This is a genomic window from Pseudomonas sp. LBUM1651, assembly GCF_059716135.1.
The window spans coordinates 3,499,070-3,520,560 of the sequence record NZ_CP166805.1 but is presented as its reverse complement, the minus strand read 5'-3'; the positions used below and the strand labels follow the sequence as shown (position 1 = coordinate 3,520,560).

24 protein-coding genes are annotated in these 21,491 nt (G+C 59.0%); 12 read left to right on the top strand and 12 right to left on the bottom strand.

What is annotated here, in order from left to right; translation table 11 throughout:
- Nucleotides 1-54 precede the first annotated feature (54 nt).
- Nucleotides 55-441, top strand: a complete 387-nt coding sequence (locus ACA066_RS16305; protein ID WP_497695733.1) for a DUF1801 domain-containing protein — start codon at nt 55-57, stop codon at nt 439-441.
- Nucleotides 442-578: 137 nt separating this feature from the next.
- Complete coding sequence (locus ACA066_RS16300; protein ID WP_497695732.1) at nt 579-1,028, top strand: cupin domain-containing protein; 450 nt, start codon at nt 579-581, stop codon at nt 1,026-1,028.
- A gap of 100 nt (nt 1,029-1,128) precedes the next feature.
- On the opposite strand, the gene ACA066_RS16295 is transcribed toward ACA066_RS16300, so the two are convergent.
- On the bottom strand, nt 1,129-2,547 hold the full coding sequence (locus ACA066_RS16295; RefSeq protein ID WP_497695731.1) for an MFS transporter: 1,419 nt from the start codon (nt 2,545-2,547) through the stop codon (nt 1,129-1,131).
- A 135-nt stretch (nt 2,548-2,682) separates the two neighbouring features.
- On the opposite strand from ACA066_RS16295, the gene ACA066_RS16290 reads away from it, so the two are divergent.
- Complete coding sequence (locus ACA066_RS16290; protein WP_497695730.1) at nt 2,683-3,606, top strand: LysR family transcriptional regulator; 924 nt, start codon at nt 2,683-2,685, stop codon at nt 3,604-3,606.
- A 43-nt stretch (nt 3,607-3,649) separates the two neighbouring features.
- Here ACA066_RS16290 and ACA066_RS16285 read toward each other — a convergent pair whose 3' ends face one another.
- The gene (locus ACA066_RS16285; protein ID WP_497695729.1) at nt 3,650-3,910 is read right to left on the bottom strand and encodes a hypothetical protein; all 261 of its coding nucleotides are present in this window, start codon (nt 3,908-3,910) and stop codon (nt 3,650-3,652) included.
- Nucleotides 3,911-4,277: 367 nt separating this feature from the next.
- Here ACA066_RS16285 and ACA066_RS16280 point away from each other — a divergent pair, with 367 nt between their 5' ends.
- Both ACA066_RS16280 and ACA066_RS16275 read left to right on the top strand, forming a co-directional pair.
- Entirely contained in the window at nt 4,278-5,345 is a 1,068-nt protein-coding gene (locus tag ACA066_RS16280; protein ID WP_497695728.1) for a hypothetical protein, read from the top strand.
- Nucleotides 5,346-5,361: 16 nt separating this feature from the next.
- Nucleotides 5,362-5,715, top strand: a complete 354-nt coding sequence (locus tag ACA066_RS16275) for a DUF1428 domain-containing protein (protein ID WP_497695727.1) — start codon at nt 5,362-5,364, stop codon at nt 5,713-5,715.
- A gap of 15 nt (nt 5,716-5,730) precedes the next feature.
- Here ACA066_RS16275 and ACA066_RS16270 read toward each other — a convergent pair whose 3' ends face one another.
- Nucleotides 5,731-5,925: a hypothetical protein gene (locus ACA066_RS16270; RefSeq protein ID WP_214384218.1), complete on the bottom strand. Its 195-nt coding sequence runs from the start codon at nt 5,923-5,925 to the stop codon at nt 5,731-5,733.
- A gap of 60 nt (nt 5,926-5,985) precedes the next feature.
- Here ACA066_RS16270 and thpR point away from each other — a divergent pair, with 60 nt between their 5' ends.
- Nucleotides 5,986-6,525, top strand: a complete 540-nt coding sequence (gene thpR / locus ACA066_RS16265; protein WP_497695726.1) for an RNA 2',3'-cyclic phosphodiesterase — start codon at nt 5,986-5,988, stop codon at nt 6,523-6,525.
- A 261-nt stretch (nt 6,526-6,786) separates the two neighbouring features.
- On the opposite strand, the gene ACA066_RS16260 is transcribed toward thpR, so the two are convergent.
- From ACA066_RS16260 to ACA066_RS16240, 5 genes are all read right to left on the bottom strand, one after another.
- Nucleotides 6,787-7,884 carry a polyamine ABC transporter substrate-binding protein gene (locus tag ACA066_RS16260; RefSeq protein ID WP_497695725.1) on the bottom strand — a complete coding sequence of 366 codons (1,098 nt, stop codon included), beginning with the start codon at nt 7,882-7,884 and terminating at the stop codon, nt 6,787-6,789.
- A 243-nt stretch (nt 7,885-8,127) separates the two neighbouring features.
- Nucleotides 8,128-9,012 carry an ABC transporter permease subunit gene (locus ACA066_RS16255; RefSeq protein WP_497403481.1) on the bottom strand — a complete coding sequence of 295 codons (885 nt, stop codon included), beginning with the start codon at nt 9,010-9,012 and terminating at the stop codon, nt 8,128-8,130.
- Nucleotides 9,009-9,890, bottom strand: a complete 882-nt coding sequence (locus ACA066_RS16250) for an ABC transporter permease subunit (protein ID WP_497699893.1) — start codon at nt 9,888-9,890, stop codon at nt 9,009-9,011. The genes ACA066_RS16255 and ACA066_RS16250 overlap by 4 nt, the downstream gene beginning before the upstream one ends.
- A 29-nt stretch (nt 9,891-9,919) precedes the next feature.
- Nucleotides 9,920-11,062: an ABC transporter ATP-binding protein gene (locus ACA066_RS16245; protein ID WP_497695724.1), complete on the bottom strand. Its 1,143-nt coding sequence runs from the start codon at nt 11,060-11,062 to the stop codon at nt 9,920-9,922.
- A 325-nt stretch (nt 11,063-11,387) separates the two neighbouring features.
- A complete protein-coding gene (locus ACA066_RS16240) occupies nt 11,388-12,149 on the bottom strand; it encodes a gamma-glutamyl-gamma-aminobutyrate hydrolase family protein (RefSeq protein ID WP_497695723.1) in 762 nt (253 codons plus the stop codon).
- Between the two features lie 280 nt (nt 12,150-12,429).
- On the opposite strand from ACA066_RS16240, the gene ACA066_RS16235 reads away from it, so the two are divergent.
- The 6 genes from ACA066_RS16235 to ACA066_RS16210 all read left to right on the top strand — a co-directional run bounded on the left by ACA066_RS16235 (nt 12,430) and on the right by ACA066_RS16210 (nt 18,885).
- Nucleotides 12,430-13,806: a glutamine synthetase family protein gene (locus ACA066_RS16235; RefSeq protein WP_497695722.1), complete on the top strand. Its 1,377-nt coding sequence runs from the start codon at nt 12,430-12,432 to the stop codon at nt 13,804-13,806.
- A 200-nt stretch (nt 13,807-14,006) separates the two neighbouring features.
- Complete coding sequence (locus tag ACA066_RS16230; RefSeq protein WP_497695721.1) at nt 14,007-15,497, top strand: aldehyde dehydrogenase; 1,491 nt, start codon at nt 14,007-14,009, stop codon at nt 15,495-15,497.
- 52 nt (nt 15,498-15,549) lie between these two features.
- Entirely contained in the window at nt 15,550-16,833 is a 1,284-nt protein-coding gene (locus ACA066_RS16225; protein WP_497695720.1) for an NAD(P)/FAD-dependent oxidoreductase, read from the top strand.
- Nucleotides 16,834-17,276: 443 nt separating this feature from the next.
- On the top strand, nt 17,277-17,825 hold the full coding sequence (locus ACA066_RS16220) for a cupin domain-containing protein (RefSeq protein ID WP_007946335.1): 549 nt from the start codon (nt 17,277-17,279) through the stop codon (nt 17,823-17,825).
- A 116-nt stretch (nt 17,826-17,941) separates the two neighbouring features.
- Nucleotides 17,942-18,388 (top strand): NUDIX hydrolase, encoded by a 447-nt coding sequence (locus ACA066_RS16215; RefSeq protein WP_497695719.1) that lies wholly within the window; start codon nt 17,942-17,944, stop codon nt 18,386-18,388.
- Between the two features lie 71 nt (nt 18,389-18,459).
- Nucleotides 18,460-18,885: a hypothetical protein gene (locus ACA066_RS16210; RefSeq protein WP_497695718.1), complete on the top strand. Its 426-nt coding sequence runs from the start codon at nt 18,460-18,462 to the stop codon at nt 18,883-18,885.
- A 132-nt stretch (nt 18,886-19,017) separates the two neighbouring features.
- On the opposite strand, the gene ACA066_RS16205 is transcribed toward ACA066_RS16210, so the two are convergent.
- From ACA066_RS16205 to ACA066_RS16190, 4 genes are all read right to left on the bottom strand, one after another.
- On the bottom strand, nt 19,018-19,656 hold the full coding sequence (locus tag ACA066_RS16205) for an ATPase (RefSeq protein WP_497695717.1): 639 nt from the start codon (nt 19,654-19,656) through the stop codon (nt 19,018-19,020).
- Between the two features lie 81 nt (nt 19,657-19,737).
- Nucleotides 19,738-20,100 (bottom strand): hypothetical protein, encoded by a 363-nt coding sequence (locus tag ACA066_RS16200; RefSeq protein WP_497695716.1) that lies wholly within the window; start codon nt 20,098-20,100, stop codon nt 19,738-19,740.
- A 199-nt stretch (nt 20,101-20,299) separates the two neighbouring features.
- Nucleotides 20,300-20,593 carry a fructose-bisphosphate aldolase gene (locus ACA066_RS16195; protein ID WP_497695715.1) on the bottom strand — a complete coding sequence of 98 codons (294 nt, stop codon included), beginning with the start codon at nt 20,591-20,593 and terminating at the stop codon, nt 20,300-20,302.
- Nucleotides 20,594-21,169: 576 nt separating this feature from the next.
- Entirely contained in the window at nt 21,170-21,388 is a 219-nt protein-coding gene (locus tag ACA066_RS16190; RefSeq protein ID WP_214384194.1) for a PLD nuclease N-terminal domain-containing protein, read from the bottom strand.
- Nucleotides 21,389-21,491 lie beyond the last annotated feature (103 nt).

Below are 21,491 nucleotides of genomic sequence, written 5' to 3'. Positions count from 1 at the left end.
GATTGCGCAAGTCGGCAATACTCAGTCGACCATTATTCCGCAGGAGCGAGCACCATGAAGAAGGAAAGCAGCGGGGGCGAATCGGCCTCTGCGCTGATCGACACACGAATCAAGGAATTGAATGACTGGCGGGGCGAGACGCTCGCGCGTGTCCGGGCGATCATCAAACAGGCAGACCCCGACGTGGTCGAGGAATGGAAGTGGCGAGGCGTGCCGGTGTGGTCGCATGCCGGGATCATCTGCACGGGCGAGACGTACAAGACCGCCGTGAAGATGACTTTCGCCAAGGGTGCCTCGCTGGACGATCCTTCGGGCCTCTTCAACGCCAGCCTTGAGGGCAACACCCGACGGGCGATTGATGTGCATGAGGGCGAAGCGATTGATGAAAAGGCGTTGAAGGCGCTCATTCGTGCGGCGGTGGTGCTTAACACCTCCAAATGAGTTGGCCCGTTTGTATCCCTACGTATCTGCCGCGTCCGCAGCTATCTTCGCTTACAAATCCATGGCATCCGCGACACGTACGGGATACACGGCGGCCGCCTAATGAGGCACCACAACGGTATAACCGGAGAAACGCCATGTTCCGCATCAACGCTCGTCACACCGTCAAAATGCTCGGTGTCGCTGTTGTCACCACTGCCGCGCTCGCCGCGTTCTCCGGCGTGTCTCAGGCCGAAGAAGTGAAGGCCCCTGCAAAAAGCTGGCAGACAGGGATTCATCGCACCGATCTCCTGAAAAAGGATCTCGACGTCGACGGTCGCGAAGTGATCCAGGTACGGGTTGATATCGATCCGGGCGTCTCGTCGCCCAACCACTCCCATCCAGGCGTGGAAGTGGCTTATGTCATCGACGGCACGTTCGAATATCAACTGGAAGGGCAGCCTCCGGTCACGCTGAAGGCCGGTGACTCGCTGTACATCCCGGCTGGCGTCGCGCATATCGCGAAGAACATCGGGACAAAAACCAGCTCCGAACTGGCGACGTACATCGTGAAGAAAGGCGAACCGCTGGTTGTGATCAAACAGTAACTAAAAGGCGCCGTAAATCCCCTGTAGGAGCCGGCTTGCTGGCGATGGTGTGTCAGCTGAGTCGATGTCGACTGACACACCATCGCCAGCAAGCCGGCTCCTACAGGGGTTTCAGCGCTCGACGGGCTAGCGCAACGCCTAGTGCAGCAAAGATCAGCCCCAGCGCTACCGCGAACGTAATCCGCATTCCGTGGGCCACGGCTTCGGGCTGCGCGTTGGCGATGTCGGCTGCCTGCGAGGCGAGGGCGAACACGGCGCCCAGCGCGGAGGCTCCGGTGATGAGTCCGAGGTTTCGCGACAGGTTGAGCATGCCCGAGACAACACCGCGCTGGTCTGGCGCAACATCCGTCATGACCGTGGTGTTGTTGGCCGTCTGGAAGACCGCATAGCCGAGTGTGATGACCACCATCGGCGCAACGTAACCGCCGATGCCGACTGTCTGTGGCAACACCGATAACGTCAGGCATCCGATGGCCATCGCGATCAGCCCGGCGACAGTCATCCGTTGTGCGCCGAAACGGTCGGCGATCCGGCCGGCGGGCACACCCGTCAACGCCGCGACACACGGCCCGACCGCCAGCACCAGTCCCACGACAACCGCTTCCAGTCCGAGTCCATGGGCGAGGTAAAACGGCCCGACGACGAGCGTCACCATCATCACCGTTGCTACCAGCGTGCTCATCGCCAGGCTGCTGCTCAGCACCGGGTTGCGAAACATCGTCAGTCGAATCAACGGCGAGGCGACTCGCGTCTCGACGAACGCGAAGAGCCCCACGCCGACCCCCGCCGCCAACAGCAAACCTATATTGAACAGCCCGAAATGGCCGCGACCGAGGGTCATGGCCAGCGCATACGCCGCCAACGTCAGCGCCAACACCAGCGTGCCCCACGTGTCGAAACGGGCACTCCCGGTTGCTGGCTTCTGGCGGTCGGCGGGTAGATAACGATGCGCGAGCAGCAACGTCATCAGGCCCAAGGGCACGGTGACAAGGAAGAGCGCCCGCCAGCCGAAACCGGCAATCAGCAGACCGCCGAGCGACGGGCCCATCGCGGTGCCAATCGCCGACATCGTCCCGAGCAAACCCATGGCACTGCCGGTTTTGTTCTTCGCTACCGTTTCGCCAACGAAGGCCATGGTCAGCGCCATCATGATCGCCGCGCCGAGCCCTTGCAGTGCCCGGGCGCCAATCAACATTCCCAGTGTCGGTGCACAAGCGCACAGCGCCGAGGCCACGGTGAACACGCCGATGCCGCCGAGCAGCAGCCGTCGACGTCCGATAAGGTCACCGAGCCGACCGACGCTGACGATCAGGGCGGTGATCGCCAGCAGGTAAGCAATGACGATCCACTGCACTTCCTGGAACGTCGCGTTGAACACCTGCGCCAGCGTCGGCAACCCCACATTGGCGATGCTGGTGCCGAGCGACGACAGCAGCATCGACAGCGACAGGCTGATCAGCGCCCAGCGCACGGAGGGTGTCGCTGGTGCGCTGTCTACGAGGGCAATAGTCGGCTTCATTCTGTCTCTCTTGATCTGGCCACTCCCGAAGCGGAGCTGTCAGAAATCTACGCCGGCGCCTAACATGGCGGAAGGCGCACGGTTTGCATTGTACTCGTGCGTTCAACGCCATCTCACTTTGCCGCGGGGCGATCCATGTCTACTCCCGATTTCAATCTGCTGGTCACTCTCGATGTGCTGCTCGCCGAGGGCAGCGTGGCGCGTGCGGCCAAACGCTTGCGGTTGAGCCCTTCAGCGATGAGTCGGGCGTTGGCGCGGTTGCGTGAAACCACGGGCGACCCGCTGCTGGTCAGGGCCGGGCGTGGGCTCGTCGCCACGCCTCGGGCGCTGGAACTGCGCGAGCGGGTCAGCCAATTGGTGCAGGACGCCGAAGCGGTGTTGCGTCCGGCGCAGCAGCCTGACCTGAAGCAATTGGTCCGCACCTTCACGTTGCGCACCAGCGAGGGGTTTGTGGAGAACTTCGGCGCGCCGCTCATTGAACGCCTCGCCGACCAAGCCCCGGGCGTGCGTCTGCGCTTCATGCACAAACCTGACAAGGACAGCACGTCGCTTCGTGACGGGACCGTTGATCTGGAAACCGGCGTGGTGGGGAAGGCCGCCGGGCCTGAACTGCGGACGCAGGGTTTGTTTCGCGACCGCTTCATCGGCGTGGTGCGCACGGGTCACCCGTTGAGCCTGGGCGAGATCACCCCGGAACGTTTTGCGGCGGGCGGCCACATCAGCGTCTCGCGGCGTGGGCTCGACAAGGGGCCTGTCGATGAAGCGCTGGCGACGCTGCAACAGGAACGGCAGATCGTGACCATCGTTGCCGGTTTCTCAACCGCGTTGGCGCTCGCTCGGGCTACCGACCTGATCGCCACTGTTCCTGAGCGCCACACCGAAAACCTGCGGGCGGGCATGCACAGCTTTGCGCTGCCGTTTCCCTTGTCGGAGTTCACCGTTGCGATGCTCTGGCATCCACGGCTGGACGCCGATCCGGTGCATCGCTGGTTAAGAGCTTGTGTTCGTGAGGTCTGTGCAATAGCGACCGCTGCCACCGGTGCCGGAGGACGCCTGTAGGGTCGCGCCGGCCTATGTCACGGAATGGCGTTGACGGGCAGCCTCAAAAAGTGAACGAACGGGCCGAGTGCTGAGCCAGTTCGGCATCCAGCAGATGTTCGGCCAGCACATCATTCAAAAAGCGGAACTGATCGTTGAGCCCGACCACTTCGTTGCTGAAGTGGTTGGCGGCGGCCGGCATCAGCAGCGCTTCGAAGTTCTTGTCAAACACCAGCGACAGCACTTTGCGCGAGACGACCTGCTGCGAGTAGTAGTTATTGCCAAACACCGGAAAGCTCACGGCGAGGGTGACGGTGTGGATCATGATGTGCGCTCCTCGGTCAGGACGTACCATGAAAAAACGGTCAGCGTGAAGGCTGTCAGGGCCAGGCAGGTCAGCAGATGAATCAACATGATTTGCCCCTCCGGTTCGGGGTTTTGTGTCGGGTTGAGGTTGATCCTACGCTGACGGTTTATGAGCGGAAGGCATTCACGGCGATGGTGAATATCGACGGAAGTGATGGTCGGTGTTCTGTGGTGTTCATTCGGGCCTCATCGCGAGCCTGCTCGCGATTAGGCCCTTGAGAACACCATCAACTCCAGACCAGGCCCCCACCGCCGCCTATACTCAAATCAGGGTGCTTTAACCCCCGGATATCCTGTCCGGGGGAAGACTGTAGGACACCACGATCTTGAGCCTGCGTTCGCTGATCGTCGCCGTGCTGCTGGTGTTGGCGGGTTGCGTCATGCCTGCGCGCGCGCCGGCGCCAGCGCCGCCGGTGATCATTTCCCCGATCACCTGGCAGCAGGTCGATCGGGACATTGTCGCGGCGTCCCAGTCCGCCACTGAACAGGCAAGAATCTACTCGCGTGGCGCCATGGATTACTGGCGCACCCGGGTCTATCAACTGACCGAAGAAAACTTCATTCCCTGGTTCAGTAGCTACTGGACCCAGGAATGGCTGTCGATGAAGGTCAGCTGGTACACCCTCAACGCCAAGGGCGAGCAGGATGCCTCGGTCAAGCGCCTGGCGGCCTATCTGCTGGAGCAATACCAGAAACGCGTGCTGGCCCCGGTCGCGGTCGAGATTGATCCCGACCAGATTCTCGGCCTGGCAACGGCGTTCTACGTGGACATTCTTCAGGAAGAGCTACAGAAAATCTCCCAGCGCCACGGCGTGCCGATGGCGCAACTCAACGGCCGAATCCAGAAAATCCCGGCCATCGCCCTGGGGCCGCCCCCCGCGCGGGACGCTTCGCTGTACCAGGTCGTGCAAACCCAACCGCTGAACACACTGCCGGCCTACGCGGCGCTGATTGACAAGATCCACAAGGCCGGCGGTGACAAGGGCGTTGATTCGACCGACACCGCCATGGCGCCCGTGGCCAAGCGCGCCAGCAAGCGGATGGAAGCCGAAATGGTCCCGCGCGGTGCCGCCAGTGCCGTGGCCGCGGCGGCGGGCAAACTCGCCGGGGGCTTGATTACCGTGGGCGTGGCGGGGATTCGCGCGTTGATTCAGGCCAGCGACCGGCCGGACAGTGAGGCGCTGATTCGCAGCAGCCTGGGCAACACGTTCGACAAGGCCTGGATGAAAATGGTGCAGAACCCGACCACCGGTGTGATGGCGGGGACGTTGTACATGGCAGGGCAGATCGAGGGCAATCTGGCGGGGAGTGCCGAAATACCGTCGGTCAGTTCGAGCAGCGGCGCTGTCGATTGGAGTCCGCCCGAACCGACTAACCCGCAGATCGACCCATAACCCAAGGAGAACGACCATGTCCTACGTTGATGGCTTCCTCGCAGCCGTACCCACCGCCAACCGCGAAAAATTCAAAAAACACGCCGAAACCGCCGCGGCCATTTTCAAGGAAAGCGGCGCGCTGAGCCTCGCCGAGTGCTGGGGTGACGATGTGCCTGACGGCAAGGTGACTTCGTTTCCGATGGCGGTGAAACTCAAGGAAGACGAAACCGTCGTGTTTTCCTGGATCATCTGGCCGGACAAGGCGACCCGCGACGCCGGAATGGAAAAATTCATGAACGATCCGCGGATGCAGCCGGACGTCAATCCGATGCCGTTCGATGGGCAGCGCCTGGTGTTCGGTGGTTTTGAAATGATCGTGAAGGCTTGAGCATCAACCACGGGATCACTCCGACGCCGGGGTGATCCTGCAACTTTTTCGATTGCGGATCTCGCTGTCCGTCGGTCGCTCCCTGACGAACTCGAAACGCGGCTCACCTTCGCTATAGTGAACCAGCCAGCCCCATTCCAGCTCTGACTCATCCTGACCCGGTTGCGGTGGCATGGCCCACCATGGCTCTTTGCTGATGATTTCTCGCATGGCCCCCTCCCGTAGATTCGGTTGGTTCAACTATAACGTGCATGTCAGGAGGTGCCAGGCGTGAGCGACGAAACTCAGAAGCCGGTCAAACGGCTGTTTTTCGCGTTGAGCTGCCCGCCCGAGCAACGCAAGGCCATCGCCCAATGGCGCAGCGCGCTGCAATTGCGCAATGGGCGCCCGGTGCCGGCGGAAAACTTTCATCTGACGTTGCTGTTTCTGGGCGCGGTGGGCGTGGCACAGATTGCCGAGATCTGCGTGGCGGCCGCAAAGGTCCGTGTTCCCGGTGTGGCGTTGCGGGTGGCGCTGGATCGGCTGGATGTCTGGCGCAGGGCAGGGGTGCTGGTCCTCGCGCCGGAGCAAGCGCCGCCGGAGTTGTTGCGGCTGGTGTATGCGCTGGAGCAGGCGATGTTGTCGTTTGGGTTTGAAGAGGTGCCGAAGGAGTTCCGGCCGCACCTGACGTTGATGCGCGACTATCGGGCGCCGGTGCCTGAATCGGCGACGCCGCCGGAGTTTTTTCTGCGGGCTGACCGATTTGCTTTGTTCGAATCGCATAAGGGCCGCTATCGGGCGCTGGCGGAATGGCCGCTCGTTCCGGCATAAAAAAAGCGCCCGAGGAGGGCGCCAAATTCACCTTAACCGAGGAAGCCAGGTGAGGCCGTTCGTCAGAGAGGAGTGCAGCGGTGGTAAGGCGCTGCGTGAACGGAAAATAGTAAAAACCACATATTTGTGTCTGGCCTAGCCCTGTAGGAGCGAGGCTTGCCCGCGAAGAGGCCGTCACATTCAACATCAATGGTGACTGATACATCGCTTTCGCGGGCAAGTCGGAACGCCGCCCGCTCGCTCCTACAGGGGGACGCGCAATTACTTACCCAATTTCACCCGCGTCCAACCGCGCGTCATCACTCGCTGAACCCCAATCGGCATGTCCGGAATCGCATACAACGTCGCCATCACGGCCAAAGGCGGATACGACCCCGGATCATTCCGAATCGCCTCATCCACCAAGGGCGTCGCCGCCGCGTTGGCGTTGCTGTAGCCGATGTTGTTGGTGATCTCGGCGATGATGTCCGGACGCATCAGGAAGTTCATGAACAGGTAGGCGTTCTCGACGTTCGCCGCATCCCGCGGGATCGCGACCATGTCGTAGAAACTGCCGGCGCCTTCTTTCGGAATGCTGTAATCGATCTTCACCTTGTCGCCCGCTTCCTGCGCGCGGGCCTTGGCTTGCAGCACGTCGCCGGAGTAACCGACCGCCACGCAAATGTTGCCGTTGGCCAGGTCGGAGATGTACTTCGACGAATGGAAGTACGCCACCGACGGCCGGATCTTCATGAACAGCGCTTGCGCTTCGGCGATCTGCGCCTTGTCCTGCGAGTTCACCGGGTAACCCAGATAGTGCAAAGCCGCGGGCAGCATCTCGGTCGGCGAATCGAGGAAGCTGATGCCGCAGGCTTTCAGTTTTTCCGCGTTTTCCGGTTTGAACAGCAAGTCCCAGGAATTGGTCGGGGCGTTGGCGCCGAGCACTTCCTTGACCTTCTGCGGATTAAAACCAATGCCGATCGAGCCCCACATGTACGGGAAGGCGTGACCGTTATCCGGGTCGCTGGCCGAAGCATTTTTCAGCAGCACCGGGTTGAGGTTTTTCCAGTTCGGCAGCTTCGACTTGTCTAGTTCCTGATAGACGCCAGCTTTGATCTGCTTGGCCAAAAAGCTGTTGGACGGCACGACGATGTCGTAGCCGGATTTGCCCGCGAGCAGGCGTGCTTCAAGGGTTTCATTGCTGTCGAACACATCGTAGGTTACGCGAATGCCGGTCTCGTCTTCGAACTTCTTGACGGTGTCCGGGGCGATGTAATCCGACCAGTTGTAGACGCGCAGTTCCTTGTCATTGGCCTGGGCAACCGTGGCGATCGCGCCCAATAAGGACAGTGTCAGCAGAGTCCTGCCAAACATTTTCATCGGTACAACTCCAATTCTCTTTTCAAATCACAAATGCAGTGAACACAAAACCTGTGCAGTAAACACAAAAGCTGTTGAGTACACACAAAACCTGTGGCGAGGGGGCTTGCCCCCGTTCGGCTGCGCAGCAGTCGTAAACCCACCGTACGCGGTGTACCTGATACACCTCGGTTGCTGGATTTGGGGCCGCTTCGCAGCCCAACGGGGGCAAGCCCCCTCGCCACACAGGTCAAGCCATACGCACTAAGCCGTCGCTTCTACCATTTGTTTTTTCGGTTGTTGCCAGGACTCGCTGGCGGTCTGGTCCATCGCTTCCTGGATCGCCCGTTTACGGGTGGCTTCGGCGCGGCGGCTGAAGTACCAGACCATGAACGTCACGATCGAAACCGCGAGCAGAATCAGGCTGGCCACGGCGTTGATCTCAGGCTTCACGCCCAGACGCACCGCCGAGAACACTTCCATCGGCAAGGTCGTCGAACCCGGGCCGGACACGAAACTCGCCAGCACCAAATCATCCAGCGACAGGGCAAACGACATCATGCCGCCGGCCGCCAGTGACGGCGCGATCATCGGAATGGTGATCAGGAAAAACACCTTGAACGGCTTCGCCCCGAGGTCCATGGCCGCTTCTTCGATGGACAGGTCCAGCTCACGCAAACGCGCCGACACCACCACCGCCACATACGCCGCACAGAACGTCGTGTGGGCGATCCAGATGGTGACGATGCCACGCTCCATCGGCCAGCCGATCAGCTGCGCCATGGCCACGAACAGCAGCAACAGCGACAGCCCGGTGATCACTTCCGGCATCACCAACGGCGCGGTGACCAGGCCACCAAACAGCGTACGACCCTTGAAGCGCGTCACGCGGGTCAGCACAAACGCCGCCAGCGTCCCCAACGCTACCGCCGCAATCGCGGTGTAGCAGGCGATTTCCAGCGAGCGCACCACCGAGCCCATCAGTTGCGTGTTGTCGAGCAAGCCGACGTACCACTTCACCGACCAGCCGCCCCACACCGTCACCAGTTTCGAGGCGTTGAACGAGTAGATCACCAGGATCAGCATCGGCAGGTAGATAAACGACAGGCCGAAAATCAGCATGAACTTTGAAAATCCGAAGCGTTTCATCCCCGACCCTCCATCTCTTTGGCCTGGCTACGGTTGAACAACAGGATCGGCACAATCAGGATCAACAGCATCACCACCGCCAGGGCAGACGCCACCGGCCAGTCGCGGTTGTTGAAGAACTCTTGCCACAGCACACGGCCGATCATCAGGGTTTCCGGGCCGCCCAACAGTTCCGGAATCACGAACTCACCGACCACCGGAATGAACACCAGCATGCAGCCGGCGATGATCCCGTTCTTGGCCAGCGGCACGGTGATTTTCCAGAAGTTGTTGAAGTTGCTCGAACCCAGATCCGAACCCGCTTCCAGCATGCTCTGATCGTGCTTGACCAGGTTGGCGTACAGCGGCAACACCATGAACGGCAGGTAGGCGTAAACCACGCCGATGTACACGGCCGTGTTGGTGTTGAGGATCTCGATCGGGTGATCGGTGAGCCCGGTCCACATCAAAAACCCGTTGAGCAAACCGTTGTTGCTGAGGATGCCCATCCACGCGTAAACGCGGATCAGGATTGCGGTCCAGGTCGGCATCATGATCAACAGCAGCAAGACGTTTTGCGTTTCCTTGCTCGCCTTGGTGATCGCGTAGGCCATCGGGAAACCGAGCGCCAGGCACATCAGCGTGCTAAAAAACGCGACCTTCAACGAGCCGAAGTAAGCCGAGATATACAACTCATCCTCGGTCAGCAGCAGGTAGTTGCCGACGTTGAGGAACACCTGGAGTTTCTGTTCGGCGAAGGTGTAGATCTCGGAGTAAGGAGGAATGGCCAGCGCCGCTTCCGAGAAGCTGATCTTCATCACCAGGAAGAACGGCAACAGGAAAAACAGACACAGCCAAAGGAATGGAATCCCGATGACGAGCTTTCGACCACTCGGCATCAGCCGCATGAACTGCTGATTGAGTGTTTTCATGAGCGCAGTACCACGCCGCTGTCGTCTTCCCACCACACGTAGACCTTGTCGTCCCAGGTCGGACGCGCGCCACGGCGTTCGGCGTTGGCCATGAACGACTGCACGACTTTGCCGCCAGGCAATTCGACATAGAACACCGAGTGACCGCCGAGGTAGGCGATGTCATGCACTTTGCCCTGGGACCAGTTGTAGCGGCTTTCGGGCTGGGTGGTGCTGACCAGCATTTTTTCCGGGCGGATCGCGTAGGTGATCGACTTGTCCTGCACCGAAGTGCTGACGCCGTGACCGACGTAGATCTTCTGTTCCAGATCCTTGCTGTGAATGATCGCGTGACCTTCAAGGTCTTCCACGACCGTGCCTTCGAAGGCGTTCACGTTGCCGATGAATTCGCAGACCATGCGGCTGACCGGGGCTTCATAGATGTCGACCGGGCTGCCGATCTGGGCGATCCAGCCCAGGTGCATGATCGCGATGCGCTGGGCCATGGTCATGGCCTCTTCCTGGTCGTGGGTCACCATCACGCAGGTCACGCCGACGCGCTCGATGATCTCGACCAGCTCAAGCTGCATTTGCGAACGCAGCTTTTTATCCAGTGCGCCCATCGGTTCGTCGAGCAGCAACAACTTCGGGCGCTTGGCCAGGGAGCGGGCGAGGGCCACACGTTGACGCTGACCGCCGGACAACTGATGGGGTTTGCGTTTGGCGTATTGAGTCATGTGCACCAGGCGCAGCATTTCTTCCACGCGGGCGTCGATTTCACTGGCGGGCAAACGGTCCTGCTTCAGGCCGAAGGCGATGTTTTGCGCGACGGTCATGTGCGGGAACAGGGCGTACGACTGGAACATCATGTTGATCGGCCGTTCGTACGGCGGCATGTCAGTGATGTCCACGCCATCGAGCAGAATCCGCCCTTCGGTCGGGCGCTCGAAGCCGGCGAGCATGCGCAGCAGCGTCGATTTGCCGGAGCCGGAACCGCCGAGCAGGGCGAAGATTTCGCCTTGATGAATCTCAAGCGAAACATCGTCCACTGCAGTGGTTTCGTCGAATTTCTTGGTGACGCGGTCGACTTTCACCAACACCTTTTTCGGTGCCTGGTGACCTTCAAGAGCCTTCCTGTAAATGCTGGAGGCGTTTGCCATGTGAAACTCCCAACAGGTTTCAGTCGTCGGGCCAACGCGGCCTGACTTAAGAGTGGATTGCAAGCCTTTGCCAGCATGGCCCTTGTAGGAGCCGAGCTTGCTCGCGATGGCGGCTGGGCAGGCAACATTGATGTTGACTGTGAGGGCCTCATCGCGAGCAAGCTCGGCTCCTACAGGGTTATCCATACCGGTCCGGCTTATTCGGCGCCGCCGTCCTGGCTGCCTGGGTCGTACTTGTTGTTATTGCAGTGTGTTGTTTCGCGAGTCACGGACGCGCAAAGGCACGCCCGCCTGACTCACGGGGGCAGTAAATTGGTGTTTTAGGTCAGCGGGTTTTACGCAGCGCGGCCCGTCGCCGGCATGCATCGCCGAACGCCTGGAAAATTCTCAAATAAGGAGGATTCGAAAGCACCTGCCATTCCGGGTGCCATTGCACGCCGACGGCGAAGGTCGGGCTGTGGTCCACCGAGATCGCCTCGATCAGACCGTCCGGCGCAATCGCTTCGGCGCGCAGGCCAGGCGCGAGGTGGTCGATGCCCTGGCTGTGAATCGAATTGACCATGAATTCGGCCGGCAGCTCCAGCGCTTCGAACACGCCACCCGGTTGCACCGTCACTGCATGCGCCGGGGCGTATTGCACCGCCAGCTCGGGGCTGTCCGCTTCACGGTGATCGAGCATGCCCGGCAGTTCATGCACCTTCTGGTGCAGGCTGCCGCCGAACGCCACGTTCATTTCCTGAAAGCCGCGGCAGATGCCGAGCACCGGAACGCCCGCCGCAATGGCCGCACGCAATAAAGGAAGGGTCGTGGCGTCCCGCGCCGGATCGTGATCCGTGCCGGGAGCGCTGGCCGGGCCTTGATAGTGGAAGGGCTCCACATTCGACGGCGAGCCGGTCAGCAACAGACCGTCGAGGTGCGCGAGCACATCCTCGATTTCGGTCAGTTCGCCTAAGGAAGGAATGACCACAGGCAGCCCCAGAGCCGCGACGCTGACAGCACGCAAGTACTTGTCGCCGCTGATGTGGTAGGGGTGCAGGCCAATCTGTTTGACGCACGCAGTAACACCGATCAATGGCTTGAATGCCATTTTTATCACCTCGAAGTTTCACACTTGAACGAGCTTTTCCGGAGCTTAGCCTTGTTGATTTTAATTAACAACTCTCATGTAAAAAATTCTAAACGCCGCACGTCCGATCGCTAGTCTTTGCGCGGCGCTCAAGGCTTATCGGGCACTCTTGTGCCCATAAAAGGCCCGAAAATAAAGGATGAGAGGCTGGGTGTTCGCTATTGACTTCACTTTGCCGTTCGGGTTGACTGGCTCGGCGAAACAGCAGTGAACATAATAATTAACAGCTAATAGGTGCATCATGTCGGTCCCTCTGCGTGCCGTTCAACTCAACGAAGCAAACGCATTCCTTAAGAAATATCCTGAGGTTTTGTACGTCGACCTTCTGATTGCGGATATGAACGGTGTGGTGCGCGGCAAGCGCATCGAGCGCACCAGTCTTCATAAGGTCTACGAAAAAGGCATCAACCTCCCGGCGTCTCTGTTTGCCCTGGACATCAACGGCTCCACGGTGGAAAGCACCGGCCTGGGTCTGGACATCGGCGACTCTGACCGGATCTGCTTTCCCATCCCTGGCACCCTGAGCATCGAGCCGTGGCAGAAGCGCCCGACCGCTCAGTTACTGATGACCATGCACGAACTGGAAGGCGAGCCTTTCTTCGCCGATCCGCGCGAAGTGCTGGCCAACGTGGTGCGCAAATTCGACGAACTTGGCCTGACTATCTGCGCGGCGTTCGAGCTGGAGTTCTACCTGATCGATCAGGACAACGTGAACGGTCGTCCGCAGTCGCCGCGTTCGCCGGTATCGGGCAAGCGTCCGGTGTCGACCCAGGTGTATTTGATCGACGACCTCGACGAGTACGTCGATTGTCTGCAAGACATCCTCGAAGGCGCGAAAGAGCAGGGCATTCCTGCCGACGCCATCGTCAAGGAAAGCGCCCCGGCGCAATTCGAAGTGAACCTGCATCACGTCAATGACCCGATCAAGGCCTGCGACTACGCGGTGTTGCTCAAGCGTCTGGTGAAGAACATCGCCTACGACCACGAGATGGACACCACGTTTATGGCCAAACCGTATCCGGGCCAGGCGGGCAACGGTTTGCACGTGCACATTTCGATTCTCGACAAGCAGGGCAACAACATCTTTGCCAGCGAGGATCCCGAGCAGAACGCCGCGCTGCGACACGCGATCGGCGGTGTGCTCGAGACCCTGCCGGCACAGATGGCGTTCCTCTGCCCGAACGTCAACTCGTACCGTCGTTTCGGCGCGCAGTTCTACGTGCCGAACTCGCCGAGCTGGGGCATCGACAACCGTACCGTCGCGGTACGTGTGCCGACCGGTTCGCCGGACTCCGTGCGCATCGAACACCGCGTTGCCGGTGCGGATGCCAACCCGTACTTGCTGATGGCCTCGGTGCTGGCCGGTATTCACCACGGCTTGACCAACCAGATCGAACCGGGTGCTCCGGTGGAAGGCAACAGCTACGAGCAGAACGAGCAAAGCCTGCCGAACAACCTGCGCGATGCCCTGCGCGAACTGGACGACAGCGAAGTCATGGCCAAATACATCGACCCGCTGTACATCGACGTGTTCGTGGCGTGCAAGGAAAGCGAGCTGGCCGAGTTCGAGAACTCCATTTCGGATCTTGAGTACAACTGGTATTTGCACACCGTTTGATGGACCTGAGCGGTGGGGCAATCGCCCTCGATGTTGAATGTGATGGCCCCTTCGCCGCATCTCTCTGTAGGAGCTGAGCTTGCTCGCGAAGACGGCGGCACATTCAACATGGATGTCGCCTGATACACCGCTATCGCGAGCAAGCTCGGCTCCTACAGGTTCTCCAACGACTACTTATTCCTCTGCGTCGAGTCACAACAATGACAAACACTCGCAGCGATTGGGAGCAACGCTTCCAGTCCCTAACCATCGAAAGCCGCGCCTTCATCGATGGCCAATACCGCGCCGCCCTCAGCGGTGACACCTTCGAATGCATCAGCCCGGTCGACGGTCGCTTCCTGGCCAACGTCGCCAGCACCGACGAAGCCGACGCGAACGAAGCCGTGGCCGTCGCACGTCGCACCTTCGACTCCGGCATCTGGGCGCGTTTGGCGCCCGTAGAGCGCAAGCGCATTTTGATTCGCTTCGCGGATTTGATCCTGGCCAACCAGGAAGAACTCGCCCTGCTCGAAACCCTCGACATGGGCAAACCGATCAACGATTCGATGAACATCGACATCCCGGCGACCGCCAACGCGATCCGCTGGACCGCCGAAGCCATCGACAAGATCTACGACGAAGTCGCCGCCACACCCCACGACCAACTCGGCCTCATCACCCGCGAACCTGCCGGTGTCGTCGCCGCCATCGTGCCGTGGAATTTCCCGTTGATCATGGCCAGCTGGAAGTTCGCCCCGGCTCTCGCGGCGGGCAACTCGTTCATCCTCAAGCCTTCGGAAAAGTCGCCACTGACCGCGATCCGCATCGCCCAGTTGGCACTGGACGCCGGCATCCCGAAAGGCGTGTTCAACGTCCTGCCGGGCTACGGCCACACCGTCGGCAAGGCGCTGGCGTTGCACATGGACGTTGACGTGCTGGCCTTCACCGGCTCGACCGCGATTGCCAAGCAACTGCTGATCTACGCCGGGCAAAGCAACATGAAACGCGTCTGGCTCGAAGCAGGGGGGAAGAGCCCGAACGTGGTGTTCGCCGACGCGCCGGATCTGCACGCGGCAGCACAAGCAGCGGCCAGCGGGATTGCCTTCAACCAGGGCGAAGTCTGCACCGCCGGTTCGCGATTGCTGGTGGAGCGTTCGATTCGCGAGCAGTTCATTCCGCTGTTGGTGGAAGCGCTGCAAGCCTGGAAACCGGGGCACGCTCTGGACCCGGAAACCACCGTCGGCGCGGTCGTCGATCAGCGTCAACTGGACAACGTGCTGCGCTACATCCAGGTCGGCAAAGATCAGGGCGCGCAACTGATCGCGGGCGGCAGCCGCACCCTCGAAGCCACCGGTGGCCTGTACGTGGAACCGGCGATTTTCGACGGCGTGACCAACGCCATGACCATCGCCCGTGAAGAAATCTTCGGCCCGGTGCTGTCGTTGATCACCTTCGACACCGCTGAAGAAGCCTTGGCCATCGCCAACGACAGCATCTTCGGCCTGGCCGCCGGCGTCTGGACCAGCAACCTGAGCAAGGCCCACACCTTCGCCCGCGGCTTGCGTGCCGGCAGCGTCTGGGTCAACCAGTACGACGGTGGCGACATGACCGCGCCGTTTGGCGGGTACAAGCAGTCGGGTAACGGTCGGGACAAATCGCTGCACGCGTTCGACAAATACACCGAACTCAAAGCGACCTGGATCAAGCTCTAACACTTCTACAACGGCGGCCGTGGGCACAGGCCAGCGGCCATCGGAGAAACCTATGAAACAAGCACATGTAAACAGCTACTACGCCGCCACCACCAACCGCATCGGCGATTTCCCGGTGCTTGAACAGGCGGTGGACTGCGACGTCTGCGTGATCGGCGCTGGCTACACCGGTTTGTCCTCGGCGCTGTTCCTCGCCGAAGCCGGCTACAGCGTGACCGTGCTCGAAGCCGCCAAAGTCGGTTTCGGTGCCAGCGGTCGCAACGGCGGCCAACTGGTCAACTCCTACAGCCGCGACGTCGATGTCATCGAAGAACGCTACGGCGACAAGACCGCCGAAGTCCTCGGCAGCATGATTTTCGAAGGCGCCGACATCATCCGTCAGCGCATACAACACTACGACATCCAGTGCGACTACCGTCCGGGTGGCATCTTCGCCGCGCTGAACAAAAAGCAACTCAAAGGCCTGGCCGAGCAGAAAAGCAGCTGGGAACGCTACGGCAACAAAAACCTGACCCTGCTCGACGCGGCGGACATCAAGCGCGAAGTCGGTTGCGACAACTACGTCGGCGGCCTGCTCGACATGCAGGGCGGCCACATCCACCCGCTGAACCTGGCCCTCGGCGAAGCCTCGGCCATCATCGGACTGGGCGGCAAAATCTACGAACAATCGGCCGCCGTGGAAATCACCTACGGCGAACCGATCACCGTGCGCACTGCCAAAGGCGTGGTGAAGGCCAAGTACCTGCTGATCGCCGGTAACGCCTACTTACCGCAGGGCCTCGACAATCGGGTGACCAGCAAAAGCATGCCGTGTGGCTCGCAAATCGTCGTCACCGAGCCGTTGTCTGAAAAGGTTGCGCGCAGCCTGATTAAAAACAACTACTGCGTCGAAGACTGCAACTACCTGCTCGACTACTACCGCCTCACCGCCGACAACCGTCTGCTGTACGGCGGCGGCGTGGTCTACGGCGCCCGTGAACCGGACGACATCGAACAGTTGATCAAACCCAAAATCCTCAAGACCTTCCCGCAACTGAAGGACGTGAAGATCGGCTACCGCTGGACCGGCAACTTCCTGCTGACCATGTCGCGCATGCCGCAATTCGGCCGCATCGAGAAAAACGCCTACTACATGCAAGGCTACAGCGGCCACGGCGTCACCTGCTCGCACCTGGCCGGCAAACTTATCTCGGAAATGATCCGCGGCGACGCCGAACGCTTCGATGCTTTCGCATCCTTGCCGCACATGCCCATGCTCGGCGGCCGCACCTTCCAGGCCCCACTCACCGCCATGGGCGCCGCGTACTACGCACTGCGCGATCGTTTCGGCATCTAACTCCAACGCAAATCCCTGTAGGAGCAGAGCTTGCTCGCGAAGACGGCGGCACAGCCAACATCGATGCCGCCTGACACACCGCCTTCGCGAGCAAGCTCTGCTCCTACAGTAGATTTATGGTGTACACAAATTCTGTAACCAGCCGGGACCAAGCTGTGGGAGCGAGCCTGCTCGCGAAGAGGCCATATCAGCCACCGCCCATCCCACCTGACACATCACAACTGTGTAGGAGCCGGCTTGCTGGCGATGGCGTTTGTCCGAGCGATAATTGCGTCGGCTGATGTACCGCAATCGCGAGCAAGCTTGCTCCTACAGCAACCCCCACAAACGTGATTTAATACCCGCCTTTCACAATTCCGGGACAGGGAAGCGGTACTTTCGCGGCCAAAAGTCGCCCGCCATCCACCCCCATAACCCTTAAGTTTTCCTCGCATAAGGCTGTCATGGACACGGGCTCACGACTCAAACTAGTACGCGAAAGCTACAAACTCTCCCAGCGCGAGCTGGCCCGGCGTAGCGGCGTCACCAATGCCACCATCTCCCTGATCGAACAGAATCGCGTCAGTCCTTCCGTCAGCTCCCTGAAAAAACTGCTCGAAGGCATACCGATGTCTTTGGCGGATTTCTTTACCTTCGATCAGCCGCCGCGTGAGCATCAATACGTGTTCCGCGCCAATGAACAGCCGGATCTTGGGCGTCATGGGTTGCGGTTGTTGTTGATTGGCGCTTCGGTACCGAGTCGGCAGATGCGCTTGTTGCGCGAGCAATACGCACCTGGGGCGAGCTCGGGGGAAGAGCCGATTGTGCATTCGGAAGGGGAGGAGTGTGGGCTGGTTACGCGGGGGACGGTTGAGTTGACGGTTGATGGGCAGATTAGTGTGTTGAATGCCGGGGATGGGTATTACTTTCCGACGACGTTGCCGCACAAGTTTCGCAATATTGGCCAGGACGAAGCGGAAATCATCAGCGCGAACACTCCGGCCAACTTTTGATCTCAAAAACGGACGCCAGCCTGTAGCCGGTGCCAAAGGCTGCGTCCGCAGCCAACACCAATGCCGAATTGAGGCAGCGGCTACAGGGATTTATCAAAGTAAATGGACTTCACCTCATGACTGCACACCGCATCCGCCCCCTGGCACTCTGCATCTTCCATCACGATGGCAAGATACTGGTGAACGAAGCTCGCGACCCCATCACTGAAAAGCCATTCTTCCGTCCGATCGGTGGCGGAATCGAATTCGGCGAAACCAGTGCCCAAGCCGTTGTGCGAGAGGTGCAGGAGGAACTCGGTTTGCCCATCACCGATGTTCGCTTGCTTGGCACTCTAGAAAGCATCTTTACGTATAACGGCATACCAGGGCACGAAATCGTGCAGGTCTACGATGCGAAGTTCGTGGATGCGAGCGTCTATGAGTCTCCTCAACTGAACGCCCAAGAAAGCGATGGTGCAGCCTTCATCGCAAAGTGGCTCTCGTGCGCAAGTTTTACTGACGAAGCGCCGTTGGTTCCTGATGGACTTTACGAACTGCTGAAGAAGGTAGCACTGCTGGACTGACGCCCGGCACCCAATAATCCCCCGGAGCAATCAGCGTCAGGCTGTTTCCTGGCAAATCATGGAAGAGTGAGATGAGAGCCATTATTGCGGTGTTGTTGATGCTTAGCGGTTACGCCTACGCCGGTTGTTCCACCATCAATGACAGCGATCAGCGCCGACTCTGCGAAGCAAGGACTAACGGCGGTAGCTGCGCCACTATCGACAACGCCGATCTTCGCCGCGCCTGCGAAGCAGAAACCAACGGTGGCACGTGTAACACCATCGACAACGCTGACCAGCGCCGATACTGCGAAGCCAAGAAAGGCGGTGGCAATTGCGAGACCATCGACAACGCCGACCTTCGCCGTACCTGCAATGCAGAGACGGGCCATGGCGGGTGTAACAGCATCGACAACCATGACCAGCGCCTGCTTTGCGAAGCCAAAACAGGCAGTGGCAGTTGCGCGAGTATCGACAATGCGGATGTCCGCAATGAATGTGAGAGCTATAAACGCTGATTGAATGGTTGATGGGGAAATTAAGGAAAAAAGGTGACGAAAAAAGGTGACAGATCTATTTAACAAACTGGTCTGTCACCTTTTTGATTGTCATCTTTTTGATTTTTTACTGATTGAATGATTCATTGACTCTTATGTATTTTCGACTTTATCGACATAAGACTCGAAGAACCAGTCAGGGATGTCTTCAGTCCGGTATTCAAGGCTGTCCCCATCAGTAATCTCCGCTAGAAGAACCGTACTGTCGCCGGAGTTATCGAAGATGTAAGCCCGATTGCTGACAGCAATGGCTTCTGGCAGTAGGCCCAGCGATTTGTAATAGCGTTCGCGCACCTTGTCAGATGCCACGGGATGACCACCTTCGCGGACTCTGATTTGTACGCGGTCTATGTTGATTTCCGGGTTTTCAGTCGAAACGAAGTAAAGATATATCCGATAACCGTGAGCTTGGGCTTCTTTCATGAAGTCGACCTTGCTGCGATGTGACATCACCGTTTCGAAGGTAAAACTCACACCTTTTTCCAGCAGGCGCTGGCGTATGAAGTCCGATATCACGGAAGCCAGATAGGAATTGACGTGTACGTTTCGGTAGTCAACTTTAGTGCCCAGCAAACCAATTTGTTTGGCGCAACCGCTGAGCTCTTTGTTTCTTATCAGATAGTGTTCGGCATGGAACGTGAGCAACTCGGATAATGTCGTGGCGACTTCAAATGTAGCCAAATCGATGAATCCGGTTGCTTTCGCTTCCTTCTCGAGATCATCGGCATTCACGTACATCTTGATAAGGGCGGGATCGATTTCTCCCTTGATGGTGCTTTGCCTGATCCGTTCGGTCCCGCAAATACCCGAAACCTAGGCACGACCACCAGCCGTTTGATCTTCGATACGGCGCACGGTGATCACCTCACCTACTTTAACTTTGCGACGCGGCTTGGCTTTGGCTACAACAGTCTTGCTGCCATCAAGTGAGATCCGTACCAAATCGCCGGAATCGACACGAAGTACGCTATCACTCACCAACAGTGCGCGAGCATAAGCAGCCTTGGTGGCTATTTGAGCGAGATCAGGTATCTGGCGCTCGAGAGCGTCCATCTCCTTGTCCGAAAGCTTTTTGGTTCTTGCAGTCATCGGGACTCTCCGCTTGAGCGAGCGCTCTGCTGCTTCTTGTCCGGATAATACCGCATTAACCGGGCTTTCGAACGTCATCAGTTCCATATCAATTTCCTCGGTAGTGTAAGCCTTGATCACTGTGTGAAGGACAGATGTTTCCAACATGAAATGCGGGGGCTTTTGCCGATAGCTCTCTGTAACGATCCCCTGAAACCTGCTCACTGAAAAGAAAACGACCATTACAGCGTGTGTTCAAGCGACAAAAAAACCGCAACAACGAGTGTTGCTGCGGTTCAAGAGCTGATCAGTACCCTTTGGGTGCCTCAAAACCACGCTGCTCAATCACCCGAAACACATCACCTACATCCCGGAGCAGGATCAAGGCGATGTTGGTGACGGTGTTGATGTCGTTTTCGGCGTAGTCCGGCAGGCTGGTGCAGGCCATGAGGTTGAGATATTTGAGGACGGCGTTGAGGCGTTCGCTTACGCAGTTGTGCAGTTCGCGGATGGGGGCGTCGCTGTCGATGAGGAGGACGGGGTAGTCGGTGGCGAATTGGGACATCGGGGTGAAGCGTTGAGACGGGTTATTCATTGGCATAAATAAATCTTCCTCGTATTTGAAAGAAGAGCTGCCGCCATTCGCTGCGAAACGAATTGGGTGGTAGCTGTGTGCGGGTTCGCAGACCAAGGATACGAGGAGCCCGGCAGACCCGAAGGTCTCCCACACACAGCCACCATAAAACGGGTTTCGGGCACTGTTGCGACCGTCATTCCATTTATGGTGCTGCGTTCTACACGTATCTTAAGGGCTGCGAAACCCCCGTCGCTGACTTGTATCTGCGACTGACCGAACTATATGTGCCGATTTTGGTGCTCACAACCGGGCTGTAGGACGCTTTCGCGTTTGTTGTGACAAGGCTGAATGCCACTGTTTTCGGGCTTGTCACGGTGATTCGGGGCCTGTGGAGTGCCTTGGGAAATGGGGTGCAGGTTTTAGGGCCGCTTCGCAGCCCAACGGGGATAAATCCCCTCGCCACAAAGGGTGAATTCCTACGAGATTTTCGGACGTCTGGTTTGAAAGTCGGATGGTCAGAAATGACAAAGCCCCAATCATTGGGGCTTTGTCGTTTCAAACTGGGGTGTTTTTCAAATCGCTATCGTGGATCCCCTGACATTATTGTCTAGCCTGCGGCGAATGCGGATTGGGGTCGGTGTGTTTCGGCCCGGCCAATGCCCACGCGATCAGCCCGAACAGCGGCACAAACACGATTACCACCATCCATACGAGTTTGTTGCTGGATTTGCCTTCGGCTTTGCGCACTTTGTTGATTGCCCATAGCTCGACCAGCACAAGAACGGCGGCGAGTACGATCCAGATGGTTTCGGTTTGCATAGGTTGCCCTCCTGATGGTCTTTCAGTTAGGTGGGCAGGGGGCGGTGGGGTTCATTAAATTTTGAGGTTTTGTGGGCGACTCGCAGGCGGACGCACTTTCGCG